A 17,048-nucleotide genomic window follows, 5' to 3' on the forward strand; every position below is an offset into this window, starting at 1 on the left:
TACGATGTATTTGCTCTGGTAGGCATACATTTATGATAGAGTGCCTCTTCTTTTTTGGCTAGGATTTTGTAGAAATACCACCGAGAACTATTTTACACATACTTTTAAAATGGGCGAAAGCTCTGACAATAAGGGATAAAACTGGTTACAGCAGAGATAATAAGCACTCATGAGAAAAATATTAAAGGACGATCTTTAATACCAATAAAAGAAAACGCATAGATTTTTAAGGGCGTCAACCATCGCTGCTGTCGTGTCTGATGTGACTTGTGGCAAGCACGCTAAAAGAACGCGTGAAAGGGAATAATGATGAAACGATTTATTAACAATCCAAATGAAATCATTGGTGATAGGCTTGAAGGAATGGTAAAAGTGCATTCTGAAACTATTAAGCGCGTAGAAGGACAACTGTGATTGCGCATTGATGCTCCTGTGAAAGGGAAAGATGAGCTTGTTAACAAGCTCATGTGATCATTGACAAACCTATAATGGGTGGGTAAATCCGGATAGAAGAAGTTGTTTAGAGGCACGTTATCGCATGTGCAATGCTAGTGATAGCGTCAAATCATAAAGAGGAATATAAAATATATTTGACAGCGTTTTCTTTAGATGTTATCATGTAAATAAGTTAATAAACGTGAATGAGTATATGAGACCCACAGAGATTCCGTTTTTCCTTATTGAGGAGCTACGGATGAATTTTGTTGGGTCTTTTTGTCTTGTTCATCATTCAGTATAGATAAGGGGGACAAAGATATGTCAGGGTTTGTTGGTGAACTCATAGGAACGATGATCCTCATCATATTAGGGGGTGGAGTTTGTGCAGGGGTCTCTTTGAAAAAGTCAGCTGCAGAAAACTCTGGATGGATCGTCATAACATTTGGTTGGGGATTGGCTGTCGCTGTAGGGGTTTACGCTGTTGGGAAATTCACGGGTGCTCATTTAAACCCTGCTGTTACATTAGGGCTAGCCATTTCAGGGGATTTTCCTTGGAGTCAAGTTCCCGAATACATTCTTGGACAAATGATTGGAGCTTTTTTGGGGGCATGCATTGTTTATCTACACTATCTCCCACATTGGAAGGCAACGGAAGATCCTGCGGCAAAACTTGGTGTTTTTTCAACGGCACCAGCAATACCCCATGCATTTTCTAACCTTCTAAGCGAGATTATTGGTACATTTGTATTAGTCATGGGGATTCAAGCCATTGGTGCAAATAAGTTTACTGAAGGTTTAAATCCACTTATTGTCGGTTTCTTAATCGTTGCCATTGGTCTTTCATTAGGTGGAACGACAGGGTATGCTATCAATCCAGCAAGGGACTTAGGACCGCGTATTGCTCACTTTGTTTTGCCGATTGCCGGCAAGGGCACGTCCAATTGGAGATATGCATGGATTCCAGTTGTTGGCCCTATTCTAGGAGGCATGTTTGGAGCTCTCTTTTATAAGGCGGTCTTTTTAGGTGATGTTAAGCCGGCATTTTGGGTAATCGCTGTCATATTAGTAGTGGTGGTCGTCAGTGCTTATGTTGGTGAGAAAAAGCTCCCTGGACCAGCGAGTAAGGTTTCTCAGCAACAGGCATCGAAATAAACATAAATTTTTAGGGGGAATAGGATCATGACTGAAAAATTTATTATGGCTTTAGACCAAGGAACAACGAGTTCAAGAGCGATCATCTTTAATCATGAGGGAGAAATCGTGCATATTGCACAAAAAGAATTTACGCAACATTTTCCACATCCAGGCTGGGTGGAGCATGATGCGTCAGAGATTTGGGGCTCTATTTTAGCAGTGATTGCACAGGCGCTGTCAGAAACCAATATTGCGCCGAGTCAAATTGCGGCAATTGGGATCACTAATCAACGGGAAACAGCAGTTGTATGGGATAAAAATACAGGAGTTCCGATTTATAATGCCATTGTGTGGCAATCACGACAAACGGAAGATATTTGTAAAGATCTACGTGAAAAAGGCTATAATGATTTATTCAGAGAAAAAACAGGATTGCTCATTGATCCTTATTTTGCGGGTACGAAAGTCAAATGGATTCTCGATCATGTCGAAGGGGCCCGCGAAAAAGCCGAAAATGGCGAGCTTTTATTCGGGACGATTGACACATGGTTAGTGTGGAAGCTAAGTGGTGGTGCTGCACATATTACGGATTACTCTAATGCTTCACGGACCTTGCTGTATAATATTTATGATTTAAAATGGGATGACGAATTGCTGGATATTCTTGAGGTACCAAAAGCCATGCTGCCAGAGGTACGTCAGTCATCAGAGGTATATGGTAAAACAGTCACTCATCATTTCTTTGGAGAAGAAGTGCCCATTGCAGGGATTGCTGGAGATCAACAATCCGCACTCTTTGGTCAAGCATGCTTTGAAAAAGGTATGGCGAAGAACACCTATGGCACAGGATGCTTTATGCTGATGAACACAGGTGAAGAAGCTGTAAAATCTGAAAACGGTTTGCTTACAACTATTGCATGGGGTGTTGATGGCAAGGTTGAGTATGCCTTAGAGGGAAGTATCTTTGTCGCCGGCTCAGCTATTCAATGGCTTCGTGATGGTCTGGAAATGATCAAAAGCGCTCCAGAAAGTGAAGGACTGGCCACGAGCGTTGAGTCTACGGATGGCGTTTATGTTGTTCCTGCCTTTGTTGGTCTAGGAACGCCTTATTGGGAAAGTGATGCCCGTGGTGCTGTGTTTGGGCTAACACGTGGCACAACTCGAGAGCATTTTGTGCGAGCAACTTTAGAGTCACTTGCTTACCAAACACGTGATGTCCTTGAAGCGATGGAAGCTGATTCTGGCATTGAATTGAAGAAGCTGCGTGTTGATGGTGGGGCTGTAGCGAATAACTTTTTGATGCAGTTCCAAAGCGATCTTTTAGGTGCAACAGTGGAGCGCCCGACCATCAGTGAAACAACAGCACTTGGTGCGGCCTATCTTGCGGGTCTTGCCGTTGGCTATTGGCAGGATCGTTCAGAAATTGCCAATAAGTGGGCGATTGATCGTTCCTTTGATGCAGAGGCTTCTGAAGAGGACCGTAATAGGCTTTATGAAGGCTGGAAAAAGGCGGTTCATGCTACTATTGCTTTTAAATAATTACGTTTGTTGTAAGGCGCATTATCATGTACAAAGAAGGCTTGAGGCACACGCTTTCTGCGGAGAGTGATAAGCCTCCTCGCGCTGCACGCTGCGGAGCTTAGCGATTTTCAACTTCCTGCAGGTGTCTCACGTCTTTCCATTTGTCTATTCGCTACATTTTTAGGGAAACAGCTAGATTAAAAAAGGGGCTATTGGAGCTCATAGAGGAGTCGAACGCATTCACAATTTCGAAGGAATGCGTTCGACTTTTTGACTGAGTGCTGAAGCGCTTTGCACGGATAATGTTTTTGAGCCTTACTTATCTAATCTATATTTTTCTATTACTGAGCGGTCCAATTCAATTCCAAATCCAGGGCCATCTGGAACTTGATAATAACCATTGTGAAATTGATTTCTATTCTCTATAATTTTATAGAACAGTGGATCACGATTTGGGTGAAAAACTTCCAAAAATGTCCCTGTAGGAGCTGAAGCTAACAGGTGAGCAGAAATTTGCGGTTCTTCATGGTGAGCCATTTCTATTCCTAAGGCTGCCGCAGCTCCAGCGACTTGTCTCCAGGCTGTAGGTCCGCCTGCCCAACTTGCATCAAAGTTACAAACATCAATGGATCCATTTGTCATTAACTCTATACACCCAGCTGCGGAAGTTTCACTTTGACCACCTGTAACCGGAATGCCTGACATATAGCGAATATCTTTCATGGCTGCTTTATCGTTATTCCAACGGCAGGGCTCTTCAAACCAACGAATATTAAAATCCTTTACCCTTGTTGTAAAGCGAAGTGCTTCAGCCCGGGTCCACCCTTGATTGGCGTCAACAGCAATCACAAAATCATCTCCAGCCACCTTACGGGCAATTTCTATTCGTTTGGCATCGACTTCAGGCGCTCTTCCTCCAATTTTAAACTTACAAGCTGCTGCCCCCATCTCAATATAACTTTCAATATCTGATCGAATGGCTTTTTCATCAACATCAACACCCTCGGTATAATACCCGCCAATGACCATAACTGGCAACGACGCTTTAGAGCCACCCCATAATTTAAACAATGGCATTTTTAATGCTTTCCCTATTGCATCATATACAGCGCTGTCAATGCAGGACATAGCATTCAACGCAACTTTACGGTCTGCAAGGATATCAAAAGTAAGTGGAAGAGTCTTTTCCCAGATTTTATTGACATCAAAAAGGTTTTCACCAATAATCAATGGAGCCATTTGATTATTAATCATATTTACAATGTCTTGCAGATTATCCAACTCGTCCCCGTTATAAATTTCTCCAATGATCCCGTCCTCTGTTATAATTCGTGTGATAACTGTAACACGATGGTCCATATAATAATGGCTTCCTTTAAACACTCTAGGGAGGGGCATTTTGATTGGCGTGACTTCAACTTTTTTAATGATCGATTTCATTTCTACACATCCTTTTTTTAGTTTTTTAAAACACTAACCCTTGCTTAGCTTGGTAAATTTGTTTGTCTTTCTCTGTAAGTCGGTTTGTTTTCAATTTCCCCTAGGTCCAGTTTCGAATTTTCCGGACCGACAAGGGCTGCAACAAAGGCTAGGAGAGAAAACACCACGATTAAAAGTGAGATCCCCCACGTACTATTATTTGACCAGATGAGAACGGCACTTCCGAATGAAGGCATCAATCCAGCAAGCACTGTTGGCCACTCTCTGCCAACAGCAAATCCCGTATAGCGGATTTTGGAATTGAATAATTCAGTGAACCACGATGCCTGAGCGGCAACAATAGCCCCCCTAAAAACACTCGATGCCAAAATGATAGACAGTACAATAAGAAATGGGATTTTAGTGTTAAGTATCCAGAAAAGCGGGAATCCAAATATTGCTGATGTCAATGTTCCTCCGATTAATACCCATCTTCTTCCCACCTTATCGGAAAGCGCACCGAAAAAAGGAATGGTAAAGAGCTGTACAATACCAAGGATAGACAAAGTAGTTAAAGTCAGTGATTCTGGCATAGAAAGGGTATTAACAACGTAGGCCACGAGAAAAGTTTGATATAAATAAGAAAATGAAGTATCGGTCAACGAAATGAGCCATGCGATGACAATTTCTTTTGGTGCTGTTCGAAATGCAGTGACAAGCGGAAGTTTTACTTGTTTATGTTCCTTTTTAAGACTTTCAAAAACAGGTGTTTCTTTCATTCCTGAACGGATGATCAAACCAAATATAACCAAAAGTGTACTCAGCAAAAAGGGAATTCTCCAACCCCATGCCATAAACGAGGAGTGCGGCAGCTTTTCCATTAGACCGAATAATGAGGAAGAAAGCATTAGCCCAATAGAAACACCAACATAGGGCAGTGAGGAGTAGAGACCTCTTCGTTTTACAGGGGCATTCTCAGCCATGGTTATAACTGCACCGGCATATTCGGAACCTGAGCCGATCCCTTGTAAAGCCCTTAACAACACAAGTAATATGGGAGCCCAGTAACCGATTGAATCGAATGTAGGAAGGACTCCCATCAAGGTTGTTGCTGACCCCATTAATACAATCGTTATCATGAGCACACGTTTTCGTCCGATTTTATCCCCTAAGGTACCAAAGATGATCCCTCCCAACGGTCGTATGATAAACCCGACGGCAAACGTTGCAAATGCCATTAGTGTACCGAAGGCCCCTGAAAAGTTAGGAAAAAACACTTTATCAAAGATGAGGGCTGAAGCAGTACCGTAGAGCACATAATCATACCATTCCAAAACCGTACCGATTATACTGGCCATTATTGTACGTTTTAAGCTTTTATCCATATTACCAAACCTCCCTTATAGAAAGCGTTTTCAGATAAGATCGTTCTACAATCTCGATGGTATGCTCACTCATTACTGAATGTTTGACATACCATCTAATGTAGTTGGCGAGGGATGAGTTTCGTGCATACATGGATGCATTTAAGCGTTTGTTTTTTTGTTTAAAGAGGGAACATTATTGAAACAATAGCCATTTTATGTCACTTATGAATGACTCTCGTTTCATTTATAGAGTTATTGATCAACTACTGACCCGTCCACATGGAGTCTTGTCTGTATGACTCGTCTTGAATAAGGGAATCTGTTCTCAACATCTTCTGCCAGTTCTACACCGATACCAGGATCGTCAGGTATGATAATAAAACCATTTTCACATCTTAAAGTATGTCTTACCACATCAGATTGACGAAACGATTGATCTTTGTCGTCAGTCTTCCCTGCAATGTAGCGTTCGGTTGCGGACGCTCGATCATCACCGGGATATTCCTGAAGCGCAAAATTTGGAATACAGGCTGCGATCTGAATACAAGCTGCTGTACTTACCGGGCTTAACGGATTATGAGGTACTACCATGACATCGTTCGCTTCGGCTAGCGCAGCAATCTTCTTGGCACCAGTGATTCCTCCACACATACAAACATCCGGTCTGACATAATCCACTGCATCTCTACGTATTAGCTGGGCAAATTCTTGTGGTGTATGGAATCTTTCACCTGTTGCAAGGGGGACATCAATACTATGGGCAATATGAACCATGGAATCAAAGTTGTCTGGTGTTGTAGGATCCTCGATAAAAAAAGGATGGTATTTTTCAATACCTCTTGCTAGGACTATGGCTTCGCTAGGCTTAAGCCTTCTATGAATCTCAATGCAAAGATCGACTTCATCACCTACAGCCTCTCGATACATTCTGACTCTATCTATGGCATTTCCAATTTTTTGCGCATGTGTTTCATAATAGGGGACACTCCTATCCTGATCCAAAAACGGAGTTAAATGACCTACAGCAGTAAATCCCTTACTCTTTGCTTCTTTTAGATTATGGATTAAATCTTCGGTCGTTTCGCCGCCAACGTGGTAATATACTCTGGCTTTATCACGGCATTTGCCACCAAGCAATTGGTAGACTGGAGTGTTAAAAAATTTTCCAGCTATATCCCATAGTGCAATATCAATGGCGCTTAGGGCTCCCATAATGGCTGCTCCGCGAAAATGAAAACAGCGGTACATATATTGCCAATGATGTTCAATCTTTAGCGGATCCTGTCCGATGAGGTATGTTTTAAATGTTTTAATAGCTTCTGCCGAGGCATCTAAAAATCCCCAGCTGCCCGATTCGCCTAAGCCTATAATCCCCTCATCCGTATGGACCTCTACGAAAAGAAAACGGTTAACAGGAATAATCTTGACATCTGTGATTTTCATTTAAAAACCCTCCTATTATACAAATTACAAAATATTTAATTTATAATTGGAAACGTTTCCTATTTTGATAATACTACGTGAATCTCCAAAATCAGATGAGTCTTGGAGATGATCGATATTCAGTTACCTATGGCTACAAGGGAATTTTCGGTATCGAATAGTCCTCATAAATACGCTCTATACTCTTTGCATCTGTTAGATTCAGTACCTGAGAGGTTAAACAAATAAGCAATAGATTTTCCTGCGTTTTGGAAACGTTTCCTATATTGTTTAAAAAAATTATAGAAACTTACATGAATCCCTGATGATAAACTCAGTTGGAATAACGGACGGGGCAATTTTACCATATAAATCAGGTTCCTCAATGTACTTTATCAAGATGCGGGATACACTTTTCCCCATTTCAAGTAAAGGACGACGGATTACAGTGACCGAAGGATTTAATAATTGTGTTAACTCATAATCTTCAAAAGTAATTAACGAGATATCCTTAGGGTATTCAAGGTTATTTTCACGTAAAACATGAAGTACCCCCTGAAAGATTTGATTGTTCAAAGTAAAAATTGCGCTGACTTGACCGCTACGGATTTTGGGTAAAAGATCATATATTGCCCTTCTACCAAACTCACTGGTTAATTGCCCTTCTAGTATCAAATCCTCAGGACACGGAATACTTTTCTCATTGTAAGCTTCTTGAAAAGCGTCAATGCTGACTCTTGTAGGGCGAATGTGTCTTGATCCACCGATAAGTGCTATGCCTTTATGGCCCAGTGATAACAAATAATGAGTTGCTTTTTTCACAGAACTAAAATAATCGGTTGTAATGCCGGCAGGTATGTCTGGGATATCTCGATCTAAAGTAACGATAGGAATTTTAATAGATGAAAAGAATTGATGCAATTCCTGATCGTCCTCTCTTGGTAGTGAAAGGATAATCCCATCAAATTTTCGGCCGTTCATAAAAGTCATGACTTTTTCTATAACATTTTTATCACCAATGTCGCACAGGCTGAGAATATATCCTAAATTGTCCAATTCATATTGAATGCCTTTAGCAATTTTGGAAAAAGCAACATTTGAAATATCGATAAAAAAGGCGATATTTTTGTACTTGTTGCTTCTCATACTTTGTGCAATGACATCAGGGGTATAACCAAGTTCTTTGATACTTTCAAACACCCTTTTTCTGGTTTTGGGACTAATACCACTAGCCCCATTGATAGCTCTTGAAACAGTACCTAATCCAACGCATGCATGCTTTGCTACATCTTTAATAGTAATCTTTTTTTTATCATCCATTTTATATCACCAGATCAATCTTCAATAGGAAACGTTTCCATGGTTTTGATTTTATCATGCCTAAATCTAATTGTCTATTGTTATTTTTCATAAAATTAAAATTTAATGGGGCATTATTGTAAAGAGAAGGCGGGGTCTTGGCCCTGCCTCTCCTAAGGTTATTTCACTTGAATAGGATATTGCTTTGGTTGATGAGGAATGATGAGGCCTTCTTTGTGAAACAGTGTAGGGTGTCCGCATTTTGCACAGTAGGCAGCATCAGGAGGGTTAACGTAAGAACAGCCGTTAGTAAGTAGGCCAGGCTCATCGGCGCATTTATTGATGAGAGGGGCCCCGCATTTTATACAGTGTTTATCGTTTTCGTTTCCGACATGCTGGCAGCGGACGCATACGGGCTTTTCCTTTTTTTTATCAGCCATTTAAGATCACCTCTTTATAGACTATGGAGAGACAGACATAAAGGTGCTTCAGGCCTTTGGACTATCGGGAAATGCCTAAATTTTTGTTAATGCTGTGAAAGAATGGAGGAAAAACCTGAGGCTGTGCGCGCAGGAAGTAAGCGACCTGTGACCAAAATCAACAGTTAAGCTGGTTGTTACCTTTAAAGGAATTTTTTCAGTTTTCTCCTTTTTTGCCCGGTTTTTCTTAAGAAAGAATGGTATACGAGGATGTCTTCATTGCACCATTAAAGGAAGGTGCCCATAGATATATAAAGAGTCTATATTGGCGGGAGGTAGAATCGTGGCAGTCAACATCAATTTTGCAGCAATTAACGTCAATGCACTCAATCGTGATAGCTCTATATCCATAGGGGAGAATAATCAACCCGGTTGGTCGGCTCATTCTAAAAATAATTTAGGCGCTGGTTTATTACAAGGATTCAATGTGGTCAATCAGGTCAGCAATATCCTAGATAATGATGTCGTTGATTCGCCTATTAATGATCAAGATGGTATTCCGGGCAATCAGAATCAAACATTATAGTTTAGTCTGGGGGGCTAAAGTGGATAATAAATCACCATCACAAGCGAGGCGGTAGCCTTACCGCTATTCATATAAAGATGAGACTGGTCAGCAGAAAATTGAATCCCTTCTTTTTCACGTATAGCGTAGGTCTCATCGCCGATCCTGATACGAATGGTTCCTGAATATAGCCAAAGATATTCTTCAACACCTGTTGGATGTGCGGCGGCCTGATAATGGCATCCGGGTAAAAGTGTAACTTTATAGATTTCAAAAGGTTTGCCTCCTGCCATTGGAAAGACAGGAAAAACCTCAAACTGTTCATCATTTTCTTTTATAGGGGTCAGTTCTGTTTCTTTTACAATATTTACTTCGCTTTTTTTATCCTCTAAGAAAGCAGTAAAAGGAACATTTAACCCCTCGGCGATTTTCCAAAGCGTGCTTACAGTTGGATTGGAGCGCGCACGTTCAATTTGGCCAAGCATCGGTTTACTTACCCCCGTTAATTCTGCAACATTATCCAAGCTCAAGCCTTTTTTCATGCGCATTTCTTTTAAACGCTTCCCGATCAACTCGTTCAATTGTGTTGTCTGCACCGTAAATTCTCCTTGCTCAAGTGTTAAATATAACATACAATAATCATAATATATTTTACAAGTGGCTGGAGGTGTCTTTTTGCTATCTTATCAGGAAGCTGATCAAAAGCCTACTCATTTATTGAATAAAGGGATAAAATCGGGCATCCCAATTGCCATTGGCTATGTGCCTATAGCTCTGACTTTCGGTCTCATTGCCAAAACGACGGGGTTAAATTTAGCGGATACAGTGGGAATGAGCCTGTTTGTCTATGCTGGAGCTGCACAGTTTATGGCTCTGCAAATGCTTGCAGCTGGAACGACAGGGGTTGAAATTGTTTTAGCCACTTTTATCATCAATATTCGTCACTTTCTAATGACAGCTTCGTTAAGTGAACGCTTGCATGAAAAGTCACTGTTAAAACGGGCCTTCGTTGCTTATGGGATAACCGATGAAACATTTTCGGTTGCTTCTCTGCAAAAAGGAGAAATTAAGGCATTGTACATGGCAGGTCTGTTGCTGATGGCTTATGGGAGTTGGGTCGTTTTCTCAGGCCTAGGCTTTCTGATTGGTGCGGCGCTACCAGAGGTGCTCAAATCAAGCATGAGCATCGCTTTGTATGCGATGTTTATTGGTCTAATTGTTCCTTCTTTAAAAAAACAGCGCAAAGTGATTGCTTTATTTTCTATCGCGGCCGTGTTATCAGCGCTCTTTTCACTCTGGCTTTCATCTGGATGGTCGATCGTGTTAGCGACTGTAATTTCATGTGTAGGGGTAGAGGCTATGATTTATAGGAAATCAAAAAGCGTGGTGGGTGAAAAACATCATGAGTAATATTTTATGGATTATTATTGGCATGGGAGTCGTCACTTATCTGCCACGCCTGCTGCCTATGGTCGTGCTTAAATCAAAGATCATTCCACCATTTGTTCAGGCGGTGCTAACCAATGTCCCATATGCTGTTCTTGGTGCATTAATCATCCCCAGTGTTTTTATTATCCATACGGGAAGCTTACTCCATATCACAGTAAATGATTTCTTATTCGGTTTAATTGGCGGTGGGGTAGCATTTATCACAGCTTTTCTCGAATGGAATATCACCTGGGTGGTGCTTTCATCCATTGCTGTTTTGGTAGTCTATCATCTCTTTGTTTAAAAGGCCACAACAATTGAAGGGATTGCGGACCACAGTCTCACTGCTTGTTAAACAGTTCTATTTTCTTGGACAAAAGACTACACTAGAAGTAAGCAAGTCCAAGAGGAGGGAGACGATGAGAAAGGTAGCCTTGTGGTTCCTTGGAATTTATGCTGTTTATATAGTATTCATCCTTTTTTACTTCTTCATATGGGTGCATCCGGGTGTTCCTGCTGCATATAAAGGGACAGTGGCTGATCCGCAGACCTTTATGACGCCGCATCAATTACAATTGAGTCAAGATTATTCACGCATTCAGGATTTAATTTCCTTTTTAAGCATGCCGCTTGATTGGGGGATCTACTTATTTGTCCTTATTTTTGGTTTTTCGAGATGGTTAAGAAACCGCTCGGAGGATATGACGCGATTTCGCCTGTTACATACAATTGTCTATTTCTTAACTCTATCGGTCGTAACATGGTTGATTGCCTTTCCAGTTAATTTTGCAGCCCATGAGGTCTCGATTCATTATGGGATATCGATACAATCGTTTAGCAGCTGGATGAGGGATAATTTAGTCTCATTCTGGCTGAATTGGTTGATTTCTTTTGCCACTATTTTGGTGATTTACTTTTTCATTAGACGCTATCCAAAGCGTTGGTGGTTGCCCGTTTGGCTCGTCGCTATCCCATTTATGCTCTTTATGACGTATATTCAGCCCGTGTGGATTGACCCGCTTTATAATGACTTCTATCCCTTAAAAGACGGACACCTCAAAACAGAGATATTAAACCTGGCTCATCAAGCAGATATACCTGCCCATAATGTGTATGAGGTCAATATGTCTGAGAAAACAAATGGGTTAAATGCTTATGTCAATGGCATCGGCTCTCATTTAAGGATTGTTTTGTGGGATACGACGCTTCAGCATCTTAAAGATCGTGAAGTGTTGTTTGTCATGGCCCATGAGATGGGGCATTACGTGAAGCACCATTTGCTGTGGAGTGTTGCTGGTTCTATTGTTTCTACGCTTGTAGGCCTGTATATAGCCTCTAAGCTATTCACATGGTCGCTACGGAAATGGGGCCCGGCATTAGGGATTAGAAAAAAAGACGATCTGGCTTCTATTCCTATCTTGTTAATGATCATATCCGTTCTCACATTTGTGGCGACACCTATTGACAATGCGGTTTCTCGCCATGCTGAGCATTCAGCCGATCAATATGCCATCCAACTGACTCAGGACAAAAAGGCAGGCATTGAGTCATTTCAAAAGCTTTCTGTATCGGGATTAAGTGATGTCAATCCACCAGGACTCGTCAAATTTTTTGAATACAATCATCCAACTATGCTTGAAAGGATTAGCTTTATTGAAAATTATCCAGTCAAACATTCCAAGAAAAATGAGAAGTAAAACTAAGAGGCGAGCCGTTTTATAAGGTTCGTCTTTTGTTTGAGATAGCAGCAGCACCTTTTCTAAGGCTATAAAAAATGAAGCTATATGATATGGGTAATATGTTAAAATATAAGCAGGGTGTAAGGCGAAAAAGTAACATAAGAAGGCTGAATCATAGTGGATATTGCCTTTAAGAAAGAGCAGCTGCAGTCCGTTAATAAATATTGCAAAAATACAGAATAAACAAGATTTGGAAGGGGTTTGGCACGATGAAACAGATTAATGAACAAAAGCAGCTCGTAGGAGAAGCCGCGGCAGCTTATATAGAAGATGGCATGATGGTGGGGCTCGGTACAGGGTCCACAGTTTATTATACAATTCTGAAGCTCGCTCAAAGAATAAAAGCGGAAGGTCTAAATATCCAGACCGTTTCAACGTCAAAAAGGACAACTGAGCTAGCAAAATCGAATGGGATAACAGTCCTTGACCTTAATAAGGTCGAGCATGTTGATCTGACCATTGATGGTTGTGATGAATTTGATCCATTGTTACGAGGAATTAAAGGTGGTGGAGGTGCGTTACTATTTGAAAAAATTGTGGCTGCGGCTTCAGAAAGGAATATCTGGGTAGCAGATAGCTCTAAAGCTGTTAAGCAATTAGGCAAATTTCCTCTTCCTGTAGAAGTTCTGCCATTCGGGCATACTCATGTGTTACGGACATTTAAGAACGAGGGGATGGAAGCTGCCATTCGCCAGGCTCCAGATGGGACAACCTACTATACAGATAGTGGCAATATTATCATTGATCTTTACCTACAAGAAATTAATGACCCCACTGCGTTATCTCTTTGGTTAAATAGTATTCCAGGCGTCATAGAAAATGGTCTCTTTATAAATATTGCGGACAAAGTCATCTTTATTAAGGACAATGCTGTGCAGGAAATGCAGCGCTAAAAATAAAAAGCATTATATCGCCATAATTACATATGTTATGAAAGAATACTTTAAAGGTAGGGATAACTATGGTCGGGAAGCCTAGAGTGGCTATTGTGTATGGCGGAAAATCCGCAGAATATGAGGTATCGCTCCAAACCGCTTATTCTGTGATCAATGCCATCAATAAAGAAAAATATGAAGTGATACCTGTTCATATTACAAATGCAGGACGATGGCTAGAAGGAAAACCCGTTGCGGGGCATTTAGAGTATAAAGAACAGCTGTTGCTTGATGAAAACAGAGTGGCTACATCTTCAAATGAATGGCTGACACCGTCAACGATCACCTCGGCTAAAAGTAAACCAGATGTCGTTTTCCCACTTCTTCACGGACCAAATGGAGAGGATGGCACCGTGCAAGGGTTATTTGAACTGCTCGATGTCGCTTATGTCGGCTCAGGTGTATCGGGTTCAGCAGTTGCGATGGACAAGGTGTTGATGAAGGATATTTTTAAGGCACACAATATTCCCCAAGTGACTTATATGTCTGTGACAAAATATGAATGGCATCAAGACCAGCATGGCGTAATGGATGCCATTCACTCAGCCATAGGCTTCCCTTGTTTTGTTAAACCAGCGAATCTGGGATCTAGCATTGGGATCAGTAAAAGTAACCATGCGGATGACTTAATGAAGAGTATGAAGCTCGCTTTTTTATATGACGAAAAAGTGGTCATCGAGGCAGCTGTTGATGCCAGAGAAATTGAAATGGGTGTTATAGGCAATGATGCGATAGAGGTCTCAGTAGCCGGTGAAATTATTGCTGACAGCAGCTTTTATGATTATGAAGCGAAGTATAAAGATGGGCATACTTCCTTGATCATTCCAGCAAAGCTTGCGGAAAAAACACTGACGGAAGTCCAGACTTTAGCGATGAAAGCCTTTAAGGCACTGAATTGTAGTGGGCTATCCCGTGTAGATTGTTTTGTGAGGAAATCGGATCAAAAGGTATTTGTGAATGAGGTCAACACAATGCCAGGCTTTACTCCTCATAGTATGTTCCCGTTATTGTGGAAAAACACAGGCTTGGAATATAGTGCATTGATTGATCGCTTAATTCGCTTGGGAATTGAGCGACATCAGGAACGAAGCTTAATCAGCTATCGCGTAGAATAAGCACCTATTTTATCAAAATATCCACATTTGTCTTTTACACTCATCATGGTTGCGAATATATTAGTAGTGGACATGAAAGTGTTTCGTGTCCATCCATTACCTCCTCGCTGTTTATGGTCGTGTTTAACCATGTCATGCCTCCTGAAAGGGCAGTCCTGTACGGTTTAAGGACTGCCTTTTTTTATACTATCAGAATTTATAACTTCCTGACGCTCATAAAGGAAGAGAGTATAAGTTGGGCTTTGACTTTCGCCATTAAAGTTTGGCGATAGCCAGTTTTCTTATGGCATGATATGAGTGAGAGTCCTATTGTTGTCTGAACTGTGGTTCTTCACTTTGTACATATTGCAAGCGTTGGTTGAGCTGGTCTAAGATTGCCTTTTGTTGTTGTGCTAGGGCTTGAAACGTTGATTTTGCTGCTTGATCTTGAGTCTCAAGTGCAAAGCTGTCTAAATTGGCTAAAGTACTTTCACAGCTGGCAATGGTTTGTTGAATTTTTGTTCCAACAGTCATTCTTTTCACCTCCACTCCCTTAATATAACTTTGGGACGGGTTTTTATTCTGTAAAAAAAATACAGAGATTGTATCGTTTGGCCTTTTGAAAAATGGAAATTAACGGATTGTATGATTTTGGATGATTCATCAAAAAATAAAAAGGCAAATTGAAAACGTTTGGAAGGACTGATGACATGAAGAAGCGCTGGAGTATGGTATCCATGCTGGCTGGTGTTGGCGTCGGAGCAGCTGCGGTGACCATGATGAGACAAAGAAATAAAAGCCAAGTCCAAAAGATGGCCAGTGAGTATTTAAAAGATGAAATGAAGGATGAGCCTTATAGGTAGTAAAGAGTAGCCAAAAAGAAGTGTCGAAAAATATTTATTTTTTGTCTAAAAGCATCAGGATTACCCTGATGCTCTTTTTTTACCTGCATGTTAAAGGAGTGAAATGTCTTATAGATTGGGCTGTTTTCCTGTAGCCCAATGTAAGGCTTTTATGTGAATTTTTTCATATAAAATATTCTCCATATTAAAAATTTTTTGGACAAAAATAAAATGGAAGCCTTTACAAAATAAATTTTTTGATTATAATGGATGCAAATGGTACTTAACCGCTTTCGGAGGAATTGAAATGGCCACTATATATGATATTGCTAAAAAGGCAGGTGTCTCTGCAGCCACTGTTTCTAAAGTATTAAATGGACGCTCGGACGTCAGCCAAAGAACCATCGAGAAGGTCAAAAAAATCGTGGATGAAATCGGCTACCAGCCAAGTTCATTTGCACGAGGATTAGCAACTAAGAAGTCCAAGACAGTTGGTGTTTTCTTTCAGGATCACCTTAACTCAGGATTTAGGCATCCCTTTTTACAAGATATATTAGCAAGCTTTAAGGATGTTATCGGTGCTCATGGTTATGATTTAATGTTTTTCACAAATAATCATCCAGATAATCACATCGAGACGTTTGAAGAACGTGCCAAGAATCGCAATGTTGATGGCCTGTTTTTATTAGGGGTTCCAAGAACGGATCCCAAGCTTTCGAGCCTTGCACAAAGCGATATTCCGTGCATGTCTATTGACCTAGATTTGATTGGTCCCAATGCAAGTTATCTCACCTCCGATAATATTGGTGGTGCGATCAAAGCAGTGGATTATCTGGTTGAAATGGGGCATACAGAGATTGCTTATATCTCGGACGTATTTGGCACTAAGCCGGGGCATGATCGCTTGATTGGCTTTACGAAAGGCATTGAAAAAAATAATTTATCTGTTTTAAGTAAATGGATATTAGCAAGCGACTTTTCGGAACAAGGAGGCTACCATACAACAAAGCGCTTGCTCGAAAGTTCGGAGCTTCCCACAGCGATTTTTTGTGCAGGCGACATGATGGCAATCGGGGCAATGGATGCTATAAGGGAAAAAAATCTAAGGGTTGGTACAGATATATCGATTATAGGGTTTGATGATATCGCACTTTTAAAATACATTCGACCGCATTTAACGACAATCCGTCAAAAAAAGGATGTCATGGGGCAGCGAGCGGCTGAGGAATTATTGAGGTTAATGAATGACGCCAATTATTTTCCTAGTCCGATTATGATTGATACCGAATTGGTCACTCGCGAAACGGTTATTCAGAAAAAATTATCACAGAAACCAGCAGAAACACAAATTTAGGAGGGCTATCTAGCTTTAAGGAGGTGAGGGGGGTCAAAAATTTGGATAGCTAACCTGATGCTTTCACAAATG

17 protein-coding genes are annotated in these 17,048 nt (G+C 40.9%); 10 read left to right on the plus strand and 7 right to left on the minus strand.

What is annotated here, in order from left to right; translation table 11 throughout:
- Window positions 1–756 precede the first annotated feature (756 nt).
- A complete protein-coding gene (locus IEW82_RS14995) occupies window positions 757–1,590 on the plus strand; it encodes an MIP/aquaporin family protein (RefSeq protein ID WP_188696151.1) in 834 nt (277 codons plus the stop codon).
- Window positions 1,591–1,617: 27 nt separating this feature from the next.
- Window positions 1,618–3,111, plus strand: coding sequence for a glycerol kinase GlpK (gene glpK / locus IEW82_RS15000; protein ID WP_188696155.1), 1,494 nt, complete (start codon window positions 1,618–1,620; stop codon window positions 3,109–3,111).
- Between the two features lie 297 nt (window positions 3,112–3,408).
- Here the strand turns inward: glpK and IEW82_RS15005 are convergent, their stop codons facing one another.
- The 5 genes from IEW82_RS15005 to IEW82_RS15025 form a co-directional block, all read right to left on the minus strand.
- Window positions 3,409–4,533 carry a mandelate racemase/muconate lactonizing enzyme family protein gene (locus IEW82_RS15005; RefSeq protein WP_188696159.1) on the minus strand — a complete coding sequence of 375 codons (1,125 nt, stop codon included), beginning with the start codon at window positions 4,531–4,533 and terminating at the stop codon, window positions 3,409–3,411.
- Window positions 4,534–4,577: 44 nt separating this feature from the next.
- Window positions 4,578–5,897 carry an MFS transporter gene (locus IEW82_RS15010; RefSeq protein ID WP_188696163.1) on the minus strand — a complete coding sequence of 440 codons (1,320 nt, stop codon included), beginning with the start codon at window positions 5,895–5,897 and terminating at the stop codon, window positions 4,578–4,580.
- A gap of 234 nt (window positions 5,898–6,131) precedes the next feature.
- Entirely contained in the window at window positions 6,132–7,322 is a 1,191-nt protein-coding gene (gene dgoD / locus IEW82_RS15015; protein WP_188696166.1) for a galactonate dehydratase, read from the minus strand.
- Window positions 7,323–7,601: 279 nt separating this feature from the next.
- Window positions 7,602–8,621: a LacI family DNA-binding transcriptional regulator gene (locus tag IEW82_RS15020; protein WP_188696169.1), complete on the minus strand. Its 1,020-nt coding sequence runs from the start codon at window positions 8,619–8,621 to the stop codon at window positions 7,602–7,604.
- 158 nt (window positions 8,622–8,779) lie between these two features.
- Window positions 8,780–9,040: a hypothetical protein gene (locus IEW82_RS15025; RefSeq protein ID WP_188696172.1), complete on the minus strand. Its 261-nt coding sequence runs from the start codon at window positions 9,038–9,040 to the stop codon at window positions 8,780–8,782.
- Window positions 9,041–9,362: 322 nt separating this feature from the next.
- Between IEW82_RS15025 and IEW82_RS15030 the strand changes: the two genes are divergently transcribed.
- Window positions 9,363–9,605: a hypothetical protein gene (locus tag IEW82_RS15030; protein WP_188696174.1), complete on the plus strand. Its 243-nt coding sequence runs from the start codon at window positions 9,363–9,365 to the stop codon at window positions 9,603–9,605.
- Window positions 9,606–9,619: 14 nt separating this feature from the next.
- On the opposite strand, the gene IEW82_RS15035 is transcribed toward IEW82_RS15030, so the two are convergent.
- On the minus strand, window positions 9,620–10,180 hold the full coding sequence (locus IEW82_RS15035; protein ID WP_188696177.1) for a helix-turn-helix domain-containing protein: 561 nt from the start codon (window positions 10,178–10,180) through the stop codon (window positions 9,620–9,622).
- A gap of 79 nt (window positions 10,181–10,259) precedes the next feature.
- Here IEW82_RS15035 and IEW82_RS15040 point away from each other — a divergent pair, with 79 nt between their 5' ends.
- The 5 genes from IEW82_RS15040 to IEW82_RS15060 all read left to right on the plus strand — a co-directional run bounded on the left by IEW82_RS15040 (window position 10,260) and on the right by IEW82_RS15060 (window position 14,801).
- The gene (locus IEW82_RS15040) at window positions 10,260–10,994 is read left to right on the plus strand and encodes an AzlC family ABC transporter permease (RefSeq protein WP_229672653.1); all 735 of its coding nucleotides are present in this window, start codon (window positions 10,260–10,262) and stop codon (window positions 10,992–10,994) included.
- The gene (locus IEW82_RS15045; protein ID WP_188696180.1) at window positions 10,987–11,316 is read left to right on the plus strand and encodes an AzlD domain-containing protein; all 330 of its coding nucleotides are present in this window, start codon (window positions 10,987–10,989) and stop codon (window positions 11,314–11,316) included. The genes IEW82_RS15040 and IEW82_RS15045 overlap by 8 nt, the downstream gene beginning before the upstream one ends.
- A 115-nt stretch (window positions 11,317–11,431) precedes the next feature.
- The gene (locus tag IEW82_RS15050) at window positions 11,432–12,709 is read left to right on the plus strand and encodes a M48 family metallopeptidase (RefSeq protein ID WP_188696184.1); all 1,278 of its coding nucleotides are present in this window, start codon (window positions 11,432–11,434) and stop codon (window positions 12,707–12,709) included.
- A 251-nt stretch (window positions 12,710–12,960) separates the two neighbouring features.
- Entirely contained in the window at window positions 12,961–13,644 is a 684-nt protein-coding gene (gene rpiA, locus IEW82_RS15055; RefSeq protein WP_188696187.1) for a ribose-5-phosphate isomerase RpiA, read from the plus strand.
- Between the two features lie 68 nt (window positions 13,645–13,712).
- Window positions 13,713–14,801, plus strand: coding sequence for a D-alanine--D-alanine ligase (locus tag IEW82_RS15060; protein ID WP_188696190.1), 1,089 nt, complete (start codon window positions 13,713–13,715; stop codon window positions 14,799–14,801).
- 306 nt (window positions 14,802–15,107) lie between these two features.
- On the opposite strand, the gene IEW82_RS15065 is transcribed toward IEW82_RS15060, so the two are convergent.
- On the minus strand, window positions 15,108–15,314 hold the full coding sequence (locus IEW82_RS15065; RefSeq protein ID WP_188696193.1) for a DUF1657 domain-containing protein: 207 nt from the start codon (window positions 15,312–15,314) through the stop codon (window positions 15,108–15,110).
- A 176-nt stretch (window positions 15,315–15,490) separates the two neighbouring features.
- Between IEW82_RS15065 and IEW82_RS15070 the strand changes: the two genes are divergently transcribed.
- Together IEW82_RS15070 and IEW82_RS15075 are read left to right on the plus strand one after the other, a co-directional pair.
- On the plus strand, window positions 15,491–15,643 hold the full coding sequence (locus IEW82_RS15070; RefSeq protein WP_188696197.1) for a hypothetical protein: 153 nt from the start codon (window positions 15,491–15,493) through the stop codon (window positions 15,641–15,643).
- A 286-nt stretch (window positions 15,644–15,929) separates the two neighbouring features.
- Complete coding sequence (locus IEW82_RS15075; protein WP_188696200.1) at window positions 15,930–16,976, plus strand: LacI family DNA-binding transcriptional regulator; 1,047 nt, start codon at window positions 15,930–15,932, stop codon at window positions 16,974–16,976.
- The last annotated feature ends 72 nt before the right edge of the window (window positions 16,977–17,048 follow it).

Source organism: Pullulanibacillus camelliae, from assembly GCF_014642655.1.
Classification (GTDB): Bacteria; Bacillota; Bacilli; order Bacillales; family Sporolactobacillaceae; genus Pullulanibacillus; species Pullulanibacillus camelliae.